At 66.3% G+C, this 16008-nt stretch carries 13 protein-coding genes; all 13 read left to right on the top strand.

Annotated features, from left to right (window positions below; all coding sequences use genetic code 11):
* Positions 1–39 precede the first annotated feature (39 nt).
* Genes QM797_RS02140 through QM797_RS02200 form a run of 13 tightly spaced genes read left to right on the top strand, consistent with a single transcriptional unit; the run spans position 40 to position 15974 of the window.
* Complete coding sequence (locus QM797_RS02140) at positions 40–1266, top strand: aminotransferase-like domain-containing protein (RefSeq protein ID WP_283273474.1); 1227 nt, start codon at positions 40–42, stop codon at positions 1264–1266.
* A complete protein-coding gene (locus tag QM797_RS02145) occupies positions 1263–3545 on the top strand; it encodes a lantibiotic dehydratase (RefSeq protein ID WP_283273475.1) in 2283 nt (760 codons plus the stop codon). The genes QM797_RS02140 and QM797_RS02145 overlap by 4 nt, the downstream gene beginning before the upstream one ends.
* Positions 3542–4600, top strand: a complete 1059-nt coding sequence (gene sbnA, locus QM797_RS02150) for a 2,3-diaminopropionate biosynthesis protein SbnA (protein ID WP_283273476.1) — start codon at positions 3542–3544, stop codon at positions 4598–4600. Before QM797_RS02145 ends, sbnA begins: the two co-directional genes overlap by 4 nt.
* Positions 4601–4605: 5 nt before the next feature.
* Complete coding sequence (locus QM797_RS02155; RefSeq protein WP_283273477.1) at positions 4606–5634, top strand: hypothetical protein; 1029 nt, start codon at positions 4606–4608, stop codon at positions 5632–5634.
* A complete protein-coding gene (gene fabG / locus QM797_RS02160) occupies positions 5631–6389 on the top strand; it encodes a 3-oxoacyl-ACP reductase FabG (RefSeq protein WP_283273478.1) in 759 nt (252 codons plus the stop codon). Before QM797_RS02155 ends, fabG begins: the two co-directional genes overlap by 4 nt.
* 57 nt (positions 6390–6446) lie before the next feature.
* Positions 6447–6737, top strand: coding sequence for an acyl carrier protein (locus tag QM797_RS02165; RefSeq protein WP_032378844.1), 291 nt, complete (start codon positions 6447–6449; stop codon positions 6735–6737).
* Positions 6737–7252: a 3-hydroxyacyl-ACP dehydratase FabZ gene (fabZ, locus tag QM797_RS02170; RefSeq protein WP_283273480.1), complete on the top strand. Its 516-nt coding sequence runs from the start codon at positions 6737–6739 to the stop codon at positions 7250–7252. Before QM797_RS02165 ends, fabZ begins: the two co-directional genes overlap by 1 nt.
* Before the next feature lies 1 nt (position 7253).
* Positions 7254–9344 (top strand): GNAT family N-acetyltransferase, encoded by a 2091-nt coding sequence (locus QM797_RS02175; protein WP_283273481.1) that lies wholly within the window; start codon positions 7254–7256, stop codon positions 9342–9344.
* A 43-nt stretch (positions 9345–9387) separates the two neighbouring features.
* Positions 9388–10383 carry a hypothetical protein gene (locus QM797_RS02180; RefSeq protein ID WP_349307177.1) on the top strand — a complete coding sequence of 332 codons (996 nt, stop codon included), beginning with the start codon at positions 9388–9390 and terminating at the stop codon, positions 10381–10383.
* 35 nt (positions 10384–10418) lie between these two features.
* Complete coding sequence (locus tag QM797_RS02185; protein ID WP_283273483.1) at positions 10419–12728, top strand: beta-ketoacyl-[acyl-carrier-protein] synthase family protein; 2310 nt, start codon at positions 10419–10421, stop codon at positions 12726–12728.
* Positions 12725–13306: a 4'-phosphopantetheinyl transferase family protein gene (locus QM797_RS02190; protein WP_283273484.1), complete on the top strand. Its 582-nt coding sequence runs from the start codon at positions 12725–12727 to the stop codon at positions 13304–13306. Before QM797_RS02185 ends, QM797_RS02190 begins: the two co-directional genes overlap by 4 nt.
* On the top strand, positions 13303–14544 hold the full coding sequence (locus QM797_RS02195; protein ID WP_283273485.1) for a hypothetical protein: 1242 nt from the start codon (positions 13303–13305) through the stop codon (positions 14542–14544). The genes QM797_RS02190 and QM797_RS02195 overlap by 4 nt, the downstream gene beginning before the upstream one ends.
* The gene (locus QM797_RS02200) at positions 14541–15974 is read left to right on the top strand and encodes a DHA2 family efflux MFS transporter permease subunit (RefSeq protein ID WP_283273486.1); all 1434 of its coding nucleotides are present in this window, start codon (positions 14541–14543) and stop codon (positions 15972–15974) included. Before QM797_RS02195 ends, QM797_RS02200 begins: the two co-directional genes overlap by 4 nt.
* The last annotated feature ends 34 nt before the right edge of the window (positions 15975–16008 follow it).

Consider the following 16008-nt stretch of genomic DNA (forward strand, 5'->3'; position numbering starts at 1 on the left):
GGAGTTCTTCGCACCCGACTCTTCGAGGACGGATCTCACATGCTCACCACTGCACTCCCACCGACACGGCCCACTCGGTCGTCGTTACCACGACTGTTCGATACCGTAGCCGACACCATCAACCTCGCCGGCGGATTGCCGGATCCCAAGCTGTTTCCCTCCAGCGACATCAGCGATGCAATGCGCAGCATGCTGCGACTCGGCGGGCGAACTCTGTTGCAGTACTCCACTTATCGCATGCCCGACGCCTTGGCCGCCGCTATCACCGGGGCCATGGAGTTCCGCGGAGCCCCGGTGAACGCGGCAGATCTCATCCCGACCGCCGGCTCGCAGAACGGATTGCTCACCGTGGCGTTGGCATTCGCCGGCAGCGGAGCCACTGTGCTGTGCGAGACACCTATCTACCCGGGCGCGGCCGCGGCGTTTCGTACCGCCGGCCTACACACCGTCGCAGTCGAATCGGACTGCGAAGGACCCACTCCGGAGTCCATCCGAACAGTCGCTGCCGACGTTCGCCGCACGGGCGGTCACCCGGTGCTGCTCTACACCAATCCGACGTTCCACAACCCGACCGGGCGATCGTTGTCCGCGGACCGACGCGGGGGCATCGTCGAGGCGGCAGCATCCGCCGAGTTGACGGTGATCGAGGACGATCCCTATGCGTTGCTGAGCTTTCCGGGCGTGACGATCGACAACCGCACCGCCCCGACACTGCGCAGTCTCGATCCGCAGCGGGTGATTCACCTCGGAACGTTCTCGAAGATCCTCGCGCCCGGCCTGCGCTGCGGCTGGATCGAATCGCCCGCCGCGCTCGCCGACGAGCTACGCACCGTAGCCGAGATCACCACCCTCTCCCCCGCGCCGCTGGCCCAAGCAACCGTCGGCCGCTATTACGCCAAGCACGGCTGGCTCGATCTGGTGGACGCCTTCCGCACCGTCTATGCGCGTCGTGCAGCGCTGATGGACGCGCAGCTCGCCGAACGTCTCGATCCGGGCGAGTGGGAATGGCAATCCCCTCGTGGCGGCTTCTACATCTGGTTGCGTCGTCGCGACGGCTACCCGACGGCATCGGTCGTCGACCATGCTGCAGCTCAGGGCGTTTCCACGGTCGGCGGCAGCCACTTCTCGCTCTCCGACGAACACGCCGACGGAATTCGTCTCAGCTTCTCCCACGTTCCCGACGGTTCCGTGGTCGAAGCGGTCACCCGGTTCGCCGCGGGCGTGACTGCTGCGCGAGCGGACGAGACCGAGAGGGCAGCGTCGTGACCGCCGTCGAACTTCCGCGCACCACCGGGCATGCCGCGCTGACCGACCCGCCCTTCGCCCGCACCCTCGCCCTCGGCAACACCGACTGGAACCTGTGGCGAACAGCCAATCTGCGCAGCGCAGGCTTCTCTGCCGACGGCCTCGACGTCTTCGGTGGGCCGTCCGTCACCACCGAGGCGGAGTTCACCGCTTCCCGCGACGACGAGGAAGCTCGTCTGACGGCCCTGGTAGAGCGCGAGGATTTCGTCACCGCACTGGTGTGGCAGAACCGCGGTGCCTGGCGCCAAATTGCTAGTCCGTTCTGTGGATCGCCGTCCAAGCGTCGACAGCGTCTGCGATCACTTGCCCTGTACTGGCAGCGTTATTGCGGAAAAGCGGAAACCATCGGCTATTTCGGCCCCGGAGCGTGGGTGGAGCTGGGTGAGAGCACCGACGGAGAGTTCGAGCACGGCCCGCAGCTGATCCACGAGCGCCGCACCTTCCTCGAGGCCTGGGCTGCCGCGGCCATCGGCGCAGCGTGGTCCCGAGACGAGCAGATCCGACGCTGGCTCCCGCCGTACCTGCGCCCAGATGTCGCAGTCGATACGGATCGGTCACAGGCCCGATCGGGATCGCGCCGCATCCGGCTCGCCGAGGACGACCTCCGCATCGTGCTCCGCTGTGACGGGCACGCCACCATCGACCGGATAGCCGACGAACTCGCACTCGACGCCACGGCAGTGGAGACGGCAGTGCGCAAGCTCGTTCGGCGCAAGGTACTGAACTGGGACGCCAGAATTCCGACCACCGCCGACGCTCACCGCATCCTCGAGTCCCGCGTATTCCGCATCGCCGACGCCTCCGTGGCGGCCCGCTGCCTTCGCGATCTCGCGGACATCGACGGTGGGCTGCGGGCGGTCTCGGAGGCAGGCACGCCGGATGCTCTCGACGCTGCTCTCACCGCACTTTCGGCCGACTTCGAGCGAATCACCGAGGTGAAAGCACATCGCGCCGAGGCGAAGTCGTACGCAGCCCGCAGCGTCTGCTTCGAGGACGCGGCCCGCGATGTGACCATGACCATCGGTACCGCTGCGCTGGCCCCGCATGCCGACGCTCTTGCACTCATCGCCGACGCCGCGCGGTGGTTCACCGATCGCCTCGCCTACTACGTCGTCGCCGAGATCGACGAGATCATCGACCGCGCGGCCCGCGGCGATCTGACATCGATCACTCTTGCCGAGGTATGGCCCCGCACCATGACGGTGTTCTGGGGCGAGGGCGCGGGCATCGACCGCGCTCGCCGTGAACTCGCCGACCGGTGGTCGCAGTCGATCGGCCTCGAACCGGGCGAGCTGGATGGTGCTGTCATCCAGCGCAGCGCGGCCGAACTGACGGCACGGGCCGCATTCACCGATCTCACCGGTACCGCGGTGGATCTGCCGCACAGCCCTGATCTTCAGTTCGTCGCCGAGAACGCCGATCGGCTACTGGCCGGTGACTCCACTGCGATTCTCGGCGAGATGCACGCCGCCCTGGTCTCGCTGGACGTGCCGGTGTTCACGTGGAACCTGGGAGCCGCAGACGACTTCCGCGACACCATCAACGCCGTCTCGAGGGTCCGCAGGCTGGTCCCGCTGCTGCCATCGACGTGGGAACGCAACACCGGCCGGTTCGTACCTACCACGTGCGGCCACGACGAGACGTCGATCGGCTTCACCAATGCCGCTGCGCGCGAGCCTCGGTCGGTGGTGGCGGCGTCGGACATTCGCTTCGACCGAACCGAGGGGCACACGTTCGTGGTGCTGCCCGACGGACGCCGATTCACCCTCGCCGAAGCCTTCGCCGTACCACTGTCGATCGTCGCAGCCGACGGCTTCAAGGTTGGGCTGCACGGACAGAAGACTCCCCGGCTCGAGGTCGATCGTACGGTGGTGTTCCGGCAGACCTGGCGCAGTCCGTTCGCCGAACTCGCTCTGCCCACCAAAACGGTTGCGTGGCAGGACTTCGCGGCCGTCACCCGTTGGCGACGCCAGCTGGGACTACCCAACCGGGTGTACGCGAAGGTGCCGGGCGAGACCAAGCCGCTCTATCTCGACCTCGACAGCCCGACACTGGTGGCGGCGTTCGTCCATCAGGTCCGGCGCCAGCAGCACCGACTCGATCCGATCGTCGTCACCGAATGCTTGCCCGAACCGGGCAATTCTTGGCTCGCCGATGCAGTCGGGCACCGCTACGTCAGCGAGATTCGCCTGCAGATGCTGCCGGCGACATCTCCCCCGAGAACCGGAGGTGCATCATGACCGTAATTCTGGACGGCACAGCAACCCGACATCCGATCAGCCCCGTGCACGACGGCATCGTCGCTGCGATCGGCTCGACCCCCATGGTCCGACTGGACCGACTGTTTCGCACCGTGTCCGCCAGCGTTCTCGCCAAGGTCGAACGCGCCAATCCCGGTGGTAGCACCAAGGATCGACCGGCGCGTGAAATGGTCGAGGCAGCCCTGGCAGAGGGACGTGCTGTTCCCGGCGTCACCACGATCGTCGAATCCAGTTCGGGCAACCTCGGTGTCGCGCTCGCGCTGGTGTGCGCCTATCACCGCCTCGGTCTGCACGTGGTGACCGATCCGAAGGCATCGCACACCAACCTCGCGATCATGCGGGCACTGGGCGCACAGGTGGAGATCGTCACCGAACGCGACCGCGCCACCGGCGAGTTCCTACCTACCAGGCTGCTCCGGGTCCAGGAGCTGCTGGCGTCCACGCCCGGCGCACTGTGCCTCGACCAATACAACAATCCCAGCGGAGCGGCCGCGCACAGGAGAACAGCACGCGAAATCGTCGATGCAACAGGGGAACCCGATGTGTTGTTCGTGGCGGCCGGATCCTGCGGTTCGCTCCGCGGCATCGCAGATCACCTTCGCAGCAGCGGAGCCCACACGCGCATCGTGGCTGTCGATGCCTGCGGCAGCGCCATCTTCGGTTCGGTGGCACCGCCCGCCCCGGACTACGGGCGCACCCTCCCGGGACATGGATCCACCATGGTGCCCGGTCATTTCCGAGACGATCTGGCCGACGACGTGGTATTCGTCACCGACGCCGAGTGCGTGGCCGCGTGCCGCCTGCTCGCCGAGCGAGAGGCGATCCTCGCCGGTGGCTCGTCCGGTGCGGTGATCGCGGCCATCGCCGCATACCTGCCTCGACTACCGGCAGGCAGCACCGTCGTGACAATCCTGCCCGATGGCGGTGACCGATACCTGCACTCGATCTACGACGACGCGTGGGTCCAGAACCACATCGGAATACCGGCGGTACTCGCCGCATCCACCCGACTCGAGGAGTTGCTTCGACGATGAAACTGATGACCGCAGACGATGTGCACCGCGCACTGGCGGACTCCGAGATGGCAGTACTGCATGCCGTCCAATCTGCTTACATCGCCCATGATCTGGGTCAATCCGACCTGCCGTTCTCGGCATTCGTACGGCCGATCGACCAACCTGGCACACGCTTCATCGCTCTGCCCGCCTATCTCGGTGGGGACCAGCCCCTCGCAGGTGTCAAATGGGTGTCGTCGTTTCCGCACAATGTGGACACCGGCCGTCAGCGGGCCTCGTCCCTGGTGCTCCTGTCGGGTCTCGACACCGGCTACCCACGCGCAATCGTGGAAGGCAGCAGAATCAACGCCTGGCGTACCGCGGCCTCAGCGGCGCTGGCCAGTATGACGCTGCGAGCCGGACAACCCGTCACGACGATCGGAGTGATCGGCTGCGGAACCATTGCACTCGAACAGGTTCGGTTCCTTCGCGTCGCTCATCCCGAGGCACACACGGCCCTGCTGTTCGACCACGACCCCCACCGGGCCCGGCAATTCGGGGACGTCATCGGTCGCGAATTCCCTCAGTTGACACCCATCGTCGTCGACCGCGCCGAGCAGGTGATCCAGCGCGGTGACACAGTGGCCGTCACCACGACCGCGCCCGCCCCCTGGCTCACCCTCACTGCGTCGGCCAGGCCGACTGGCCAGGTGCTGCTGCACGTCTCGCTGCGAGATCTTACGGTCGCGTCGATTCTGTCCTCGCACAACGTGGTCGACGACATCGAACACGTCAATCGGGAAAACACCTCGATTGCGTTGGCGGCGCAGCAGCAACCGGACCTGTCTTTCGTGCAGGGAACGCTCGGTTCGATCCTGCGCACAGGCACCTACCGGCCGGATCCAGCGGGAGTTGTGTTTTCTCCGTTCGGCCTCGGCATCCTCGACCTCGCCGTCGCGGCGCTGGTTCTCGAGCGATCGAGTCGCCTCGGTCTGGGGACCGAGGTTCCCGGCTTCGACCCGCCCGAACACATCGTGGCGGGAACCATCAATTCGACAGGAGCACGCTCATGACCGACACCCCCGTGGCCGACCGCCCGCCCGTCGCACTCGTGACGGGAGGATCGCGCGGCATCGGAGCCGCCGTGGCGATCGGACTCGCCGAAGCAGGATGCGACGTGATCATCAACTACCGCAGCAGTTCCGAGGACGCCGAGAAGGTCGCCGAGTCCGTCCGTGAGCGCGGACGCGAAGCCACCACCATCGCCGCCGACGTATCCGACGAGACCGCCGTGATCGCGATGTTCCGCGAGATCCGTTCCCGCTTCGGTAGACTCGACGTCGCGGTCCTCAATTCCGGCATCACCGCCGACGGCCACTTCGCGACGATGAGTGCCCGCAAGTGGGACTCCGTCATCGCCACCAACCTGACCGGCACATTCCTCACCGCCCGCGAGACCACGAAGCTCATGTTCTCCACCGGCGGCGCGATCGTGATGATCAGCTCCACGAGTGGCGTCGCCGGCAGGGCCGGTCAGGGCAACTACGCCGCCAGCAAGGGCGGCATCATCTCGATGGCGAAGTCCCTCGCTGCCGAGGTAGCCGGACGCGGGATTCGCGTGAACGTCGTCGCCCCCGGATTCATCGAGACCGACATGGTCCGCGCGGTGCCCAAGGCCATGCGCGAGAACGCCCGAAACGCAATCCCGCTGCAGCGCTTCGGTACTGCCGCTGAAGTCGCCCAGGCAGTCGTCTTTCTCGGCATGCCGACCTCGTCCTACATCACCGGCAAGGTCCTCACCGTCGACGGCGGCATGATCGCCGCCTGACCCAACTACCCCCCATCGATCCACGAAGTTCGACCCAACCATCCGGAAGGAACCACCATGACCACCGCAACCCGCTCCTCCACTCGCGCCGCAGCCACCGAGCGCCTCGCCCTGAACAACCGGCTCAAGGAACTCATCATCGACCGCCTGGGTCTGCAGACCTCGCCGGAACTGGTGTCGGACAACCAGCCTCTGTTCGGCCGCGGTATCGAGCTCGACTCGTTGGACACTCTCGAGCTCGTCGTGGCCGTGGCCGCCGAGTTCGAGGTGGACATCACCGACGACGACACCAAGGCGTTCGGCTCCATCAACGCCATGGTCGATCACATCGTCGATCGGACGCAGTGATGAGCGCTCCCACAATCGATTCCACCGCGCAGCGTTCTTCGACGCAGAAGACCCGGACACTGAGTTTCGGAATCGACGACATCCAACGGATGCTGCCGCATCGGTGGCCGATGTTGATGATCGACCGGGCCTATGACGTCGTACCGGGGAAGTCCGGCCGCGGCATCAAGGCCGTCTCGGTCAACGAGCCCTACTTCGCCGGCCACTACCCCGGGCACTCGATCATGCCGGGCGTCATGATCGTCGAGGCCATGGCCCAGCTGGTGGCCGTCGTGTATGTGGCCGAGAGTCTGGAGAAGTCCATCGGCGACGAGAACCCGGCCGACGGCGTCGGCTATCTCGGTTCGATCCGGGCCATGAAGTTCAATCGCCTGGTCGTGCCAGGAGACATGCTCGAACTCGGTGCTCGCCTCGGTGCCAAGCTCGGTGGGTTGCGTTCCGTCGATGTCACGGCGTCGGTGGACGGCAAGCCGGTTGCGGCAGGCTCTCTCGTGGTGACCGAGGGGCGGGGGTGACATGAGCACCGGGTCGCACACCTCCATCAGACCGTTCACCCCCGACGACGCAGATCGCGTTGCCACCCTGCTCACCGCACGAGCGGATTCACCCAATCGCGTCACCGGGGGAATCACCGGCACAGATGTTCTTCGCGAACTCGAATTGCGCCGAACAGTAGCGTTTTTCGTGGCAGAGGACACCTCGGGTGACAGAACCGAGCTGTACGGCACCCTCGGTCTGTTTCGCACGTCGGGTCGACGCACCACCGCACCCCGCGAGGTCATAGCCGACATGTTCTACCTCGCACCGGGTCGGCGCGGCGGGACGGCCACCGGCCGACTCTTCGCGGCTGCCCTGGAGGCGGTGTTCGACGCCGGCTACGACGTCCTACGGCTGACGGTCAATCCCGCCAATACGACAGCGTTCTCGCTCTACCGCCGCGTCGGCAGCGTCTGCCTGCGGCACACTGTCGCAGGGGCCGACGGAAACGTCGAACTCGTCAACCACGTCCCGCTCGTCCTGCGTACCATTGCACCCCATCTCGACGACACCGCGCGGGCGGCGCTGCGAGCGATCACCTCGTTCGGATCGGTGACTGCCCCGCGCGGCACCGATCTCGGTCAGGATCTCGAGACGGTCGACGAAATGTCCTTCGTGCGATACCGGCTGCGGTTCGGCGGGTATACGGTCGACGCAATCGTGGATCCACTGCACAACGTAGTCGATCGAGCGGTCGTGACCGACCCGGGCGGGTCCGAACACGTTCTGAACCTGCCGATCGTGCCGCGGCCGAAAATGATCGAGTCCACGTCCGTCGAAGTGACGGCCGGGTCGATCAGGGCAACGGTCGATACCCGCGACGGGCTATTTCGGATGTTCGACGACCGAGCCGGCATCACCGGCCCACTGCTGACCTCGACCCTGCCGAATCTGCACGACGATCATCTCTCTGGGTGGCGTGACTCTCAGCCACGCATCCTCGATGTGCAGGCTATCGGGCACACCATCGTAGTGCAGGAACGCAGTGAGAACATCACGTTACGAGCCGAATTCGAGGTCTCCCCCGACGGAGTGCGCCGCACGTACACACTGGGCTGCGTCGGCGATTCTCGGTCCGAGTGGCAGGCAGAGCTGTTCGATACAGTCGGCCTCCGGCATGGCACCGTAGATGTCGGCGACGGTCCGGCTCTGATCGCATCCGGTGTCGAGCTGCGGGATTCCTCCGAGATACCCTCGGCTGCAGTAAAACTCGATCCGGACGTGGACCTGATCTGGCAGGACTCTTCCCGCGGGGTCGTATTGCGCTGCAACGGAATCCGCGGCGGCGGATTGGTAACGGGCACGCTACTAGCCCATCGAGTGGAACTGGGCACGCAGACACTCGCCGTCACAGTGGAGGCCTCGGTCCCGAGGCCCACGGCGCTGCTTCCGGCCTCATCGCTCGTCGAGGCCGCGTTGCCGGTCGAGGCGGTTCCGAACACGACGATCGCACTGGACGTCGAACGCGGCGTACTGGCACGGTGGCGGCGGGACGGCAGCCGAGTGTTGTCCACCCCGTGGCCCCGCACGTCCGCGATCGGACCCAATCCTGCCCGCTCGGGTGGTCTCTGGATTACCGTTGAACCGGGTCGCACAGATCGAGATCATGGAATAGGCTGGGGTGCAGCACAATCCACGCGATGGACTCGGCGCGGACAGTGGCTCGAAGGCCACGAAGGCCTGCTCCGATGGTCTGCTCGCCACCACACCGACTCCATTCACGATCTTCTCGCAGTCGAAGCCGACGTTCACGGATCGGGAGACGTTGTCGTCTGGTCGACACCGACCGTCGCTCGTGGAGCGTGCATCGGAGTCCGCGACGGATCTGGCCCCGAGAACCTGCTCGATGTCGACCGTCGGTTCGAGATCTGGACCGACGAGCTCTCGGTTCCCACCGCAGCAGGCGTCACTCTGCGAATCAGGAACATCACCGGCCACGACCCGGAAATTCTCGTTCGTGCCACCTCGTCCGGACTCCTCGTCGGATGCGTCACCGCCGCGTCGGAACTTCCCGCATTGTGGGAATTCGACTGCACGGCAACAGCCTCGACCTTCTCCCTCGCCGGCTAGACAGCACTACCAACCCATTCACAGCAACGAAAGGCCTACGACCATGAGCACCAACGACTACCGCATCGTCCGCGAAGCTGCCGGCGTGTACCCGATCGCCGCTCCGTTGATTCACCTCGAAGGCGACGAGCGTCTTGCCCTGCTCGACACCTTCCTGTCCAAGTCCTCCGACTTCGCCGATCCGGACACCACTCGCGAAGCACTCGCCCTGCGCGCCGACGGCTCACCGTTCGCCCTCGTCTTGCAGGTGGAGGGCGACGAGGACACGTGGCTGATTCCGCGCACCCCCATCACCGCCGCGGAGGTGACCGAGTACGTCGGCGCACTCGAGGTCCCCGAGGGCGTCAGCGTCACCGTGGCCCCCGAGGGCTGGTCGGCCATCGCGGTCGAGGGCCCGCTCGCACCCCGCGTCGCCGAGAACTTCGTCGACGGCGACATCGAGGATTTGCTCTTGCACTCGGTGGTCGACGTCGAGCGTGAGTCCGGTGACGGGCAGGGCCGGCTCGCCCGAGTCGGTACGACAGGCGAGTACGGCTATCTGCTACTCACCACCGACGGCGAAGCCGATCTGGCACAGTTCGTGGAACTGGCCACGGCGGTCGACGGGGGCGCGGTCGGTCCGGACGGGCTGGCGCGAGTTCGAGCCGAGGCCGGAATGCCCTACTACGACCACGGATTCGCGACCCTGAGCGTTGCCGAAGCAGATCTGTCGTGGATCGTCGACTGGGAGCGCATCGGCGAATTCCTCGGTTCGGACGAGCTCGTTCGCCCGGCGGCCGACTCGCCCAAACTGACCCCGGTCGTCACTGCCCCCGGTATCCGGATCGCCGCAGGAGCGCCGGTCATCGCCGACGGCGAGCGTATCGGCACGATCGTCTGGACTGCAGCGGCAGGCAACGACACCGAGGAGCTCGCGTTCGCACTGCTCGACGACCCGTTCGTCGTTCCAGCGCTGGACGTGACGATCGACGAGGTCTCCGCAGTCACCGTCACCCTGCCCCGTGTGCTCTCGCGCTCCAGCGCAGGCGCATCGGCCTGATCACCGAGATCGCCGAACCTATTGAAGGAGATGACATGACACATCAGGAGATCGCCGTCACCGGCGTCGGGCTCATCACGGCCGCAGGTGCCACCACCGAGGAATGCTGGGATGCCATCTCCAACGGCCGGTCCGGTATCCGCATCAACACCATTTTCGACACATCTCAACTACGTACCGAATGGGCTGGCATGGTCGAAGCGCCATTGCGCGAGGACCTGGACCGGTGCTACGCCCTGGCCGAACGTGCGATCCGCGAGGCGTTCGCCGGCGCCGACTTCGACCCGGCGCGATCGGATCGACGCGTCGCCGTGGTCGTCGGCAGCAGTCTGGGGGCCATGCCTACCCTCGAGGCCGAGCACCGACGTTTCGTGGAGACGTCCGGTTTCGATCATGTGGCCGTGGCGAATTCGCAGCTGCACTGTGTCGCCGACTGGATCGCGGGAGAGTTCGGTATCTCGGGCCCCCGCATCGTGACGTCCAATGCCTGCGCTGCCAGTGCCGTTGCCGTCGGCTACGCTGCCGAACTGTTGTGGAACGACGAGGTGGACGTGGTGCTCTGCGGCGGCGTCGACCCTCTCGCGTCCCTGTCGGCCCACGGGTTCACGTGCCTGGGTGCTCTGGACCCTCAACCGTGCTCTCCGATGGCGGCGTCCACCGGAATCTCGCTCGGCGAGGGCGCGGGGTTCATGATTCTCGAACGCACCGACGAGGCCCGTGACCGCGGGGCTCGGGTCATCGCCGAGGTCGCCGGCTACGGACTCACGCTCGACGGTTACCACCAGACGGCACCCGACCCCACCGGCGAGGGCGCTGCTCGGTCGATCACCGAGGCGCTCCGCACAGCGGGACTCCACGCCGACGACATCGACTACGTCAACCTGCACGGCACCGGCACACCGACAAACGACGTGGTGGAGCCCAAAGCGATTCGGGCCGTGTTCGGCAAGGATGCGCCACCCGCCAGCACCACGAAGTCGATGATCGGACACACCCTCGGCGCAGCCGGAGCCGTCGAGGCGGTGTGCTGCATCCTGGCCATCGCCACCGATCTTCAACCACCCACCGTCAACACCCGCGGACTCGAGGGAGCAACGGGCCTCGACATCGTCCCCGATATCGGACGGTCAGCGAAGACCGATGTGGTGCTGTCCAATTCGTTCGCCTTCGGCGGCAACAACGCCTCGCTCGTCATCACCCGCGCCGGACAGACACGCAACGAGCACATCGCCCCGCGCCGCGTCCGCACCACCGCGGTCATCACGGGGATGTCTGCCATCGCCGGTACCGCCACGTCCACCGAGGAGACGGTGGCCGCGGTGGCGTCGGGAACGGCGTTGTTCGGGGTCGAGACGATCGGTTCGGAGGGAAAGTCGATGTTGTTCGGCAAAGCGAATATTCGCGGTTTGTCGAAGGGCATCAATCCCGCGAAGCTACGTCGGATGGATCCGCTCAGTGTCTTGGCGGCGGCCGCTACCAACGACCTACTGAAGAAGTTCGGCAAGCTCACGCGCGCCGAGGCCGAGGAAACCGGCGTGATCTTCGCGACCGGATACGGCCCGACGACGGCTGTGTCGGATTTCCACCGCGGCATCGTCGAACACGGCGCGGCCGGGGCGAATGCTCTGGTGTTCCCCAACACCGTCGTCAACGCCGCAGCCGGACATCTGGCCATGCTCAATCGCTTTCGCGGTTACACGGCCACCATTTCGACGGGTGGAACGAGTGCGATCGCGGCCCTGCACCTGGCCAACCGAGTCATCGAACGCGGGGCCGCCAAGCGCATCCTCGTCGTCGTCGCAGACGAGTTCCCCGAGATGGCTGCTCGCACCGTGGCCGGGTTCCCCGGATATCGCGGCGTCGAGGAGGCAGAGACCGGCGACGGCATGGTGCTCAGCGAGGGATGCGCCGCATTTCTCGTCGAGTCCGAGGACGCCGCTACGGCGCGCGGAGTGTCTCCGGTGGCGGCGCTCCAGGGATTCGGATCGGCCGGCGACACCGACGGCGTCGGACGAATAGACCCGAACGGTGCCCACTGGAGCTCGGCGATGTCGACCGCGTTGCAGCAGGCCGGAATCGACGCTACCGACGTCGATGCCGTAGTTCCCTCGGCGGTCGGAAGTGATCTACTGTCCCGTGCGGAGCACTCTGCTTTTGCTGCAACGGGACTCGCCGACTCGGCTCGGCATCTGTTCAAGAACACCACGGGCGAGACGTTCGGTTCCTCGTCCGCCATCGGTCTGGTGACCGCGCTGTCGATGCCCGAGGGCCCTTCCCGAGTACTGGTGTCGGCGCAGGCATACGGCGGCAGCTACGCCGCATTGGTCGCCCGGAGGCTCTCGTGAGGACCTCTGCCGTCATCGACGTGATCTCCTCTCGCCGAGGCTCTCTGCCACGCGATCGCGCAGGCTATCCGGTCCGACTGCACGGTCGTGGTCTGATCGCTACGGCCGTGCAGTGCCGCGACGGCGTGGCGCCGGACCGGCGATCGATACGTGCGGATGCATTGCGGCGCTGGACCGTTGCCGATCATGGCCTGCATGCCTCGGTGGCGCACTGTGGTGCCGATGCCGTCGTGGCTCTGCACCCGAGCGCCCCGGTGGGGGTGGACCTGCAGGATTCGCGCCCTCGGCCGTTGGCGTTGGCGTGGTTGGGCGAGCTGGTCGGACTACGCGGTCCGTGCACCATCGCCCAGTTCGCCGAATGCGAGGCGCTCATCAAGGCCTCGCATCTGACAAAGGAGACGTTTCACGGAGTGCGCCTGCCCGACGCAGCCCCCGGCTGGCGGCTCATGCACGACGGCTACTGGGTCCACACCGACGTCAGGCCCGACGGCAGCGCCGTGGCAGTTGTCACCTCCGAACCACTACCGCTGCGCTGCAGCGTGATCGACGGTTCGCCCAGATTCGAGGAGGCAGCATGAGCGCCGCAGCAGTACTCGACCACCGGTATCGTCGACGGCTCTCGCGGGTGGAACGCACCTACGTCAACGCCCGCACCCTCGGCGCTAATACACTCATTCGCCTTGTGGTGGACGGCACCGGATCGATCGACCCGGCGGAATTCGACGCGGCAGTCGCGGCGGCGTTCGCCCTCGCCCCCGGACTGTCGGTGCGTCGGCGCGGCGCCACCTGGCACGGCGGCGGTCCTCTACCGGTGGTCACCCATCTGCCGATCGATCGATTGCACTCCGGCGCAACGTTCTTTCACGATCCGATCGACATCACCGAGGGCCCGGTGGTGCGCATCGCCGTCGGGCATTCCGATCCAGCTGTGGCCACGGACGCGCGCACCCGCATCGCAGCCGTGGTCGATCATGCGGTCACCGACGGGCACGGCTTCACCGCCTGGCTCGCCGATGTGTTTCGGGAGCTACGAGGCGAAGAGGCCCAGGGCTTTCCGTCGGAGGACGCCGATATCGACGTTGCGCGTCGAGCACCGACGTTCGGCAAGCGCAGTACGCCCTCGCCGGCACCGCAGTCACGGCCTTCACCGCTTCGTCGGAGCGGCAGCAGCGACGAGACCACAGCCCGCTGGTATCGAGCCGAACTGCCACCGGTCACCGAGCCGGTAGTCGGACACATCGTGGCAGCAGTGGCGAAATCGCTGCGATCGGATGCGGGCACCGTGTCGATTCCCGTCGATCTGCGACGGCACAGCCCCGGCATCCGGTCCACCGCCAACCTGTCGTCTCCCATCGCGATTCCGATCACCGGCGACACCGACGCTCGGGCAGCCCAGGGCGCAGTGTTGATGGCCCTGATGCGCGGCCGAGAACTCGACCCGTACCGCAGCGACTATCGCGCCTCCAACGGCTTCGCCCGATCCCTCGACTCCGCTCTGGGCACTGACTCCCCTGGTGGGCATCCCGTCACGGCGATCATCTCCGACCACGGCTGCATCGACGAGAGTCTTTTCAGTACAGCTTCTTTCGACCCGATGACGATCAGTACACTGCCGATGGTCGTGCCGCACGCGTCGATGTTCGTCAGTGCCGTCACGACGTCGAGGTCGACGGTACTGACCCTCGGCTGCCGGCGCGACGACGACCCAGAGCTGTGCCTGACCCTGCTGAACTCCGCATCCGTTGCCCTCGGAGGTGCCGCGAACGCCGCGGCTCTGCCGGGCAGCGACTCCGCCGACCCAGGAAGTATCCGATGACAATCCGCACCGTCGAACTCGAATCCGACACGGCCGCAGCCGCGCCCGCCGAGGCCGCGCCCTCACGCAGAGCCCGCGTCACCATCGCCTGCGCCCTGGCCGGAACCTTGCTGGCGACCCTGGACACCACCGTCGTCAACGTCGCGCTGCATTCGGTGACCGAACGGTTCGGCACCATCGACAAGGTCCAATGGATCGTCACCGGGTATCTCTTGGCGTTGGTCGCCGCGATGCCGCTGGCCGGTTGGCTCGCCGCCCGCGTCGGTGCCGGACGGGCATATCTCGGCGCAATCACGTTGTTCGGCATCGGCTCTGCGCTCTGCGCGCTCAGTCCATCCCTCGAACTACTCGTCGCTTCGCGCGTACTCTCCGGTGCCGCAGCAGGAATCATCATCCCCCTGGCCACCGTTCTGGTCGCGCGGGATGTCTCCCGTGAGCAATTCGCTCGCGTGCAGGCTCTCAACGGCAGCATCCAACTCATCGGTCCTCTGCTGGGACCGACGGTGGGCGGTTTGCTCATCGAGGTCGGCGGCTGGCCCGCCGTGTTCTGGCTCAATGTCCCGGTGTGCATCGGCATCGCCTGCATCGGAGCCTTCGTCGTCGGACCGAGGCCCACTGGACGCCCTCGACCCCTCGATGTCCTCGGGCTGGTGACCGGTGCTATCGCGACGGTCTGCGCCGTCTCCGCCATCTCCGCTCTGTCGCAGGACGATTCGCTGCGTTGGATCCGGGTTACCGGGCTCGCGGTGATCAGTGCAGTGGCGTTGATGCTGTTCGTGTTGCGGGAGAACCGAATCGAACACCCGTTGCTCGACCTGAGCCTCATGCGTCATCGTATCTTCGCTCGTGCCTCGGTGAACGTCTTTCTCCTCGGCTTTCTGCTCTACGCCCCGATGGTCGTCATTCCGCTGTATTTCTCGGCTGCCCGCGGTGAATCCAGTGTCACCACCGGACTGTTGCTCTCCACCGCGGGTCTCGGCGTGGTGATCTCGGGGAGTCTGTGCCCGCGTCTGATGCGGCGGTGGGGCGCGGGCCGCACGATGATCGTGGGTATCGTCGCCACCTTCGTCGCGACCGTCCCGCTCGTCACCCTGTCCGACGACACGTCCTATCCGCTGCTGTGCGGACTGCTCGTCGTCCGAGGGGCGGGCATCGGCCTTGCGGTTGTCGCGGTGATGACCAGGGCGTACCAGTCGAGCCCCGCCGAGTCGATCGCCGATGCCGCAGCTCAGCTCAATTTGCTGCAACGGATAGGCGGCGCCCTGGCGGCCGCGATCGTCTCGCTCGTACTCTCACGGGCCGCGACCGAGCACGGCGGATTGGTCGCCGGGGCGTTTGCGCAGACCAGCTGGTGGCTCGTCGGTGCCGCTGCCGTGACGCTCGTGCCCGCCCTCGCGCTGGCCAGGGCCGAGGTCCGCACCGAGTCCTGATACCGACCACCTGGCCCTGTTGCTGTTGCGAAAC

This window comes from Rhodococcus sp. IEGM 1381, from assembly GCF_030056795.1.
In the GTDB taxonomy this organism is placed as follows: domain Bacteria; phylum Actinomycetota; class Actinomycetes; order Mycobacteriales; family Mycobacteriaceae; genus Rhodococcoides.

Excerpts from the sequence above, each read along its gene's own strand:
- QM797_RS02140 (WP_283273474.1), top strand. The coding sequence starts at position 40 with ATGCTCACCACTGCACTCCCACCGACACGGCCCACTCGGTCGTCGTTA.
- sbnA (WP_283273476.1), top strand. The coding sequence starts at position 3,542 with ATGACCGTAATTCTGGACGGCACAGCAACCCGACATCCGATCAGCCCC.
- QM797_RS02155 (WP_283273477.1), top strand. The coding sequence starts at position 4,606 with ATGACCGCAGACGATGTGCACCGCGCACTGGCGGACTCCGAGATGGCA.
- fabG (WP_283273478.1), top strand. The coding sequence starts at position 5,631 with ATGACCGACACCCCCGTGGCCGACCGCCCGCCCGTCGCACTCGTGACG.
- QM797_RS02165 (WP_032378844.1), top strand. The coding sequence starts at position 6,447 with ATGACCACCGCAACCCGCTCCTCCACTCGCGCCGCAGCCACCGAGCGC.
- fabZ (WP_283273480.1), top strand. The coding sequence starts at position 6,737 with ATGAGCGCTCCCACAATCGATTCCACCGCGCAGCGTTCTTCGACGCAG.
- QM797_RS02175 (WP_283273481.1), top strand. The coding sequence starts at position 7,254 with ATGAGCACCGGGTCGCACACCTCCATCAGACCGTTCACCCCCGACGAC.
- QM797_RS02180 (WP_349307177.1), top strand. The coding sequence starts at position 9,388 with ATGAGCACCAACGACTACCGCATCGTCCGCGAAGCTGCCGGCGTGTAC.
- QM797_RS02185 (WP_283273483.1), top strand. The coding sequence starts at position 10,419 with ATGACACATCAGGAGATCGCCGTCACCGGCGTCGGGCTCATCACGGCC.
- QM797_RS02195 (WP_283273485.1), top strand. The coding sequence starts at position 13,303 with ATGAGCGCCGCAGCAGTACTCGACCACCGGTATCGTCGACGGCTCTCG.
- QM797_RS02200 (WP_283273486.1), top strand. The coding sequence starts at position 14,541 with ATGACAATCCGCACCGTCGAACTCGAATCCGACACGGCCGCAGCCGCG.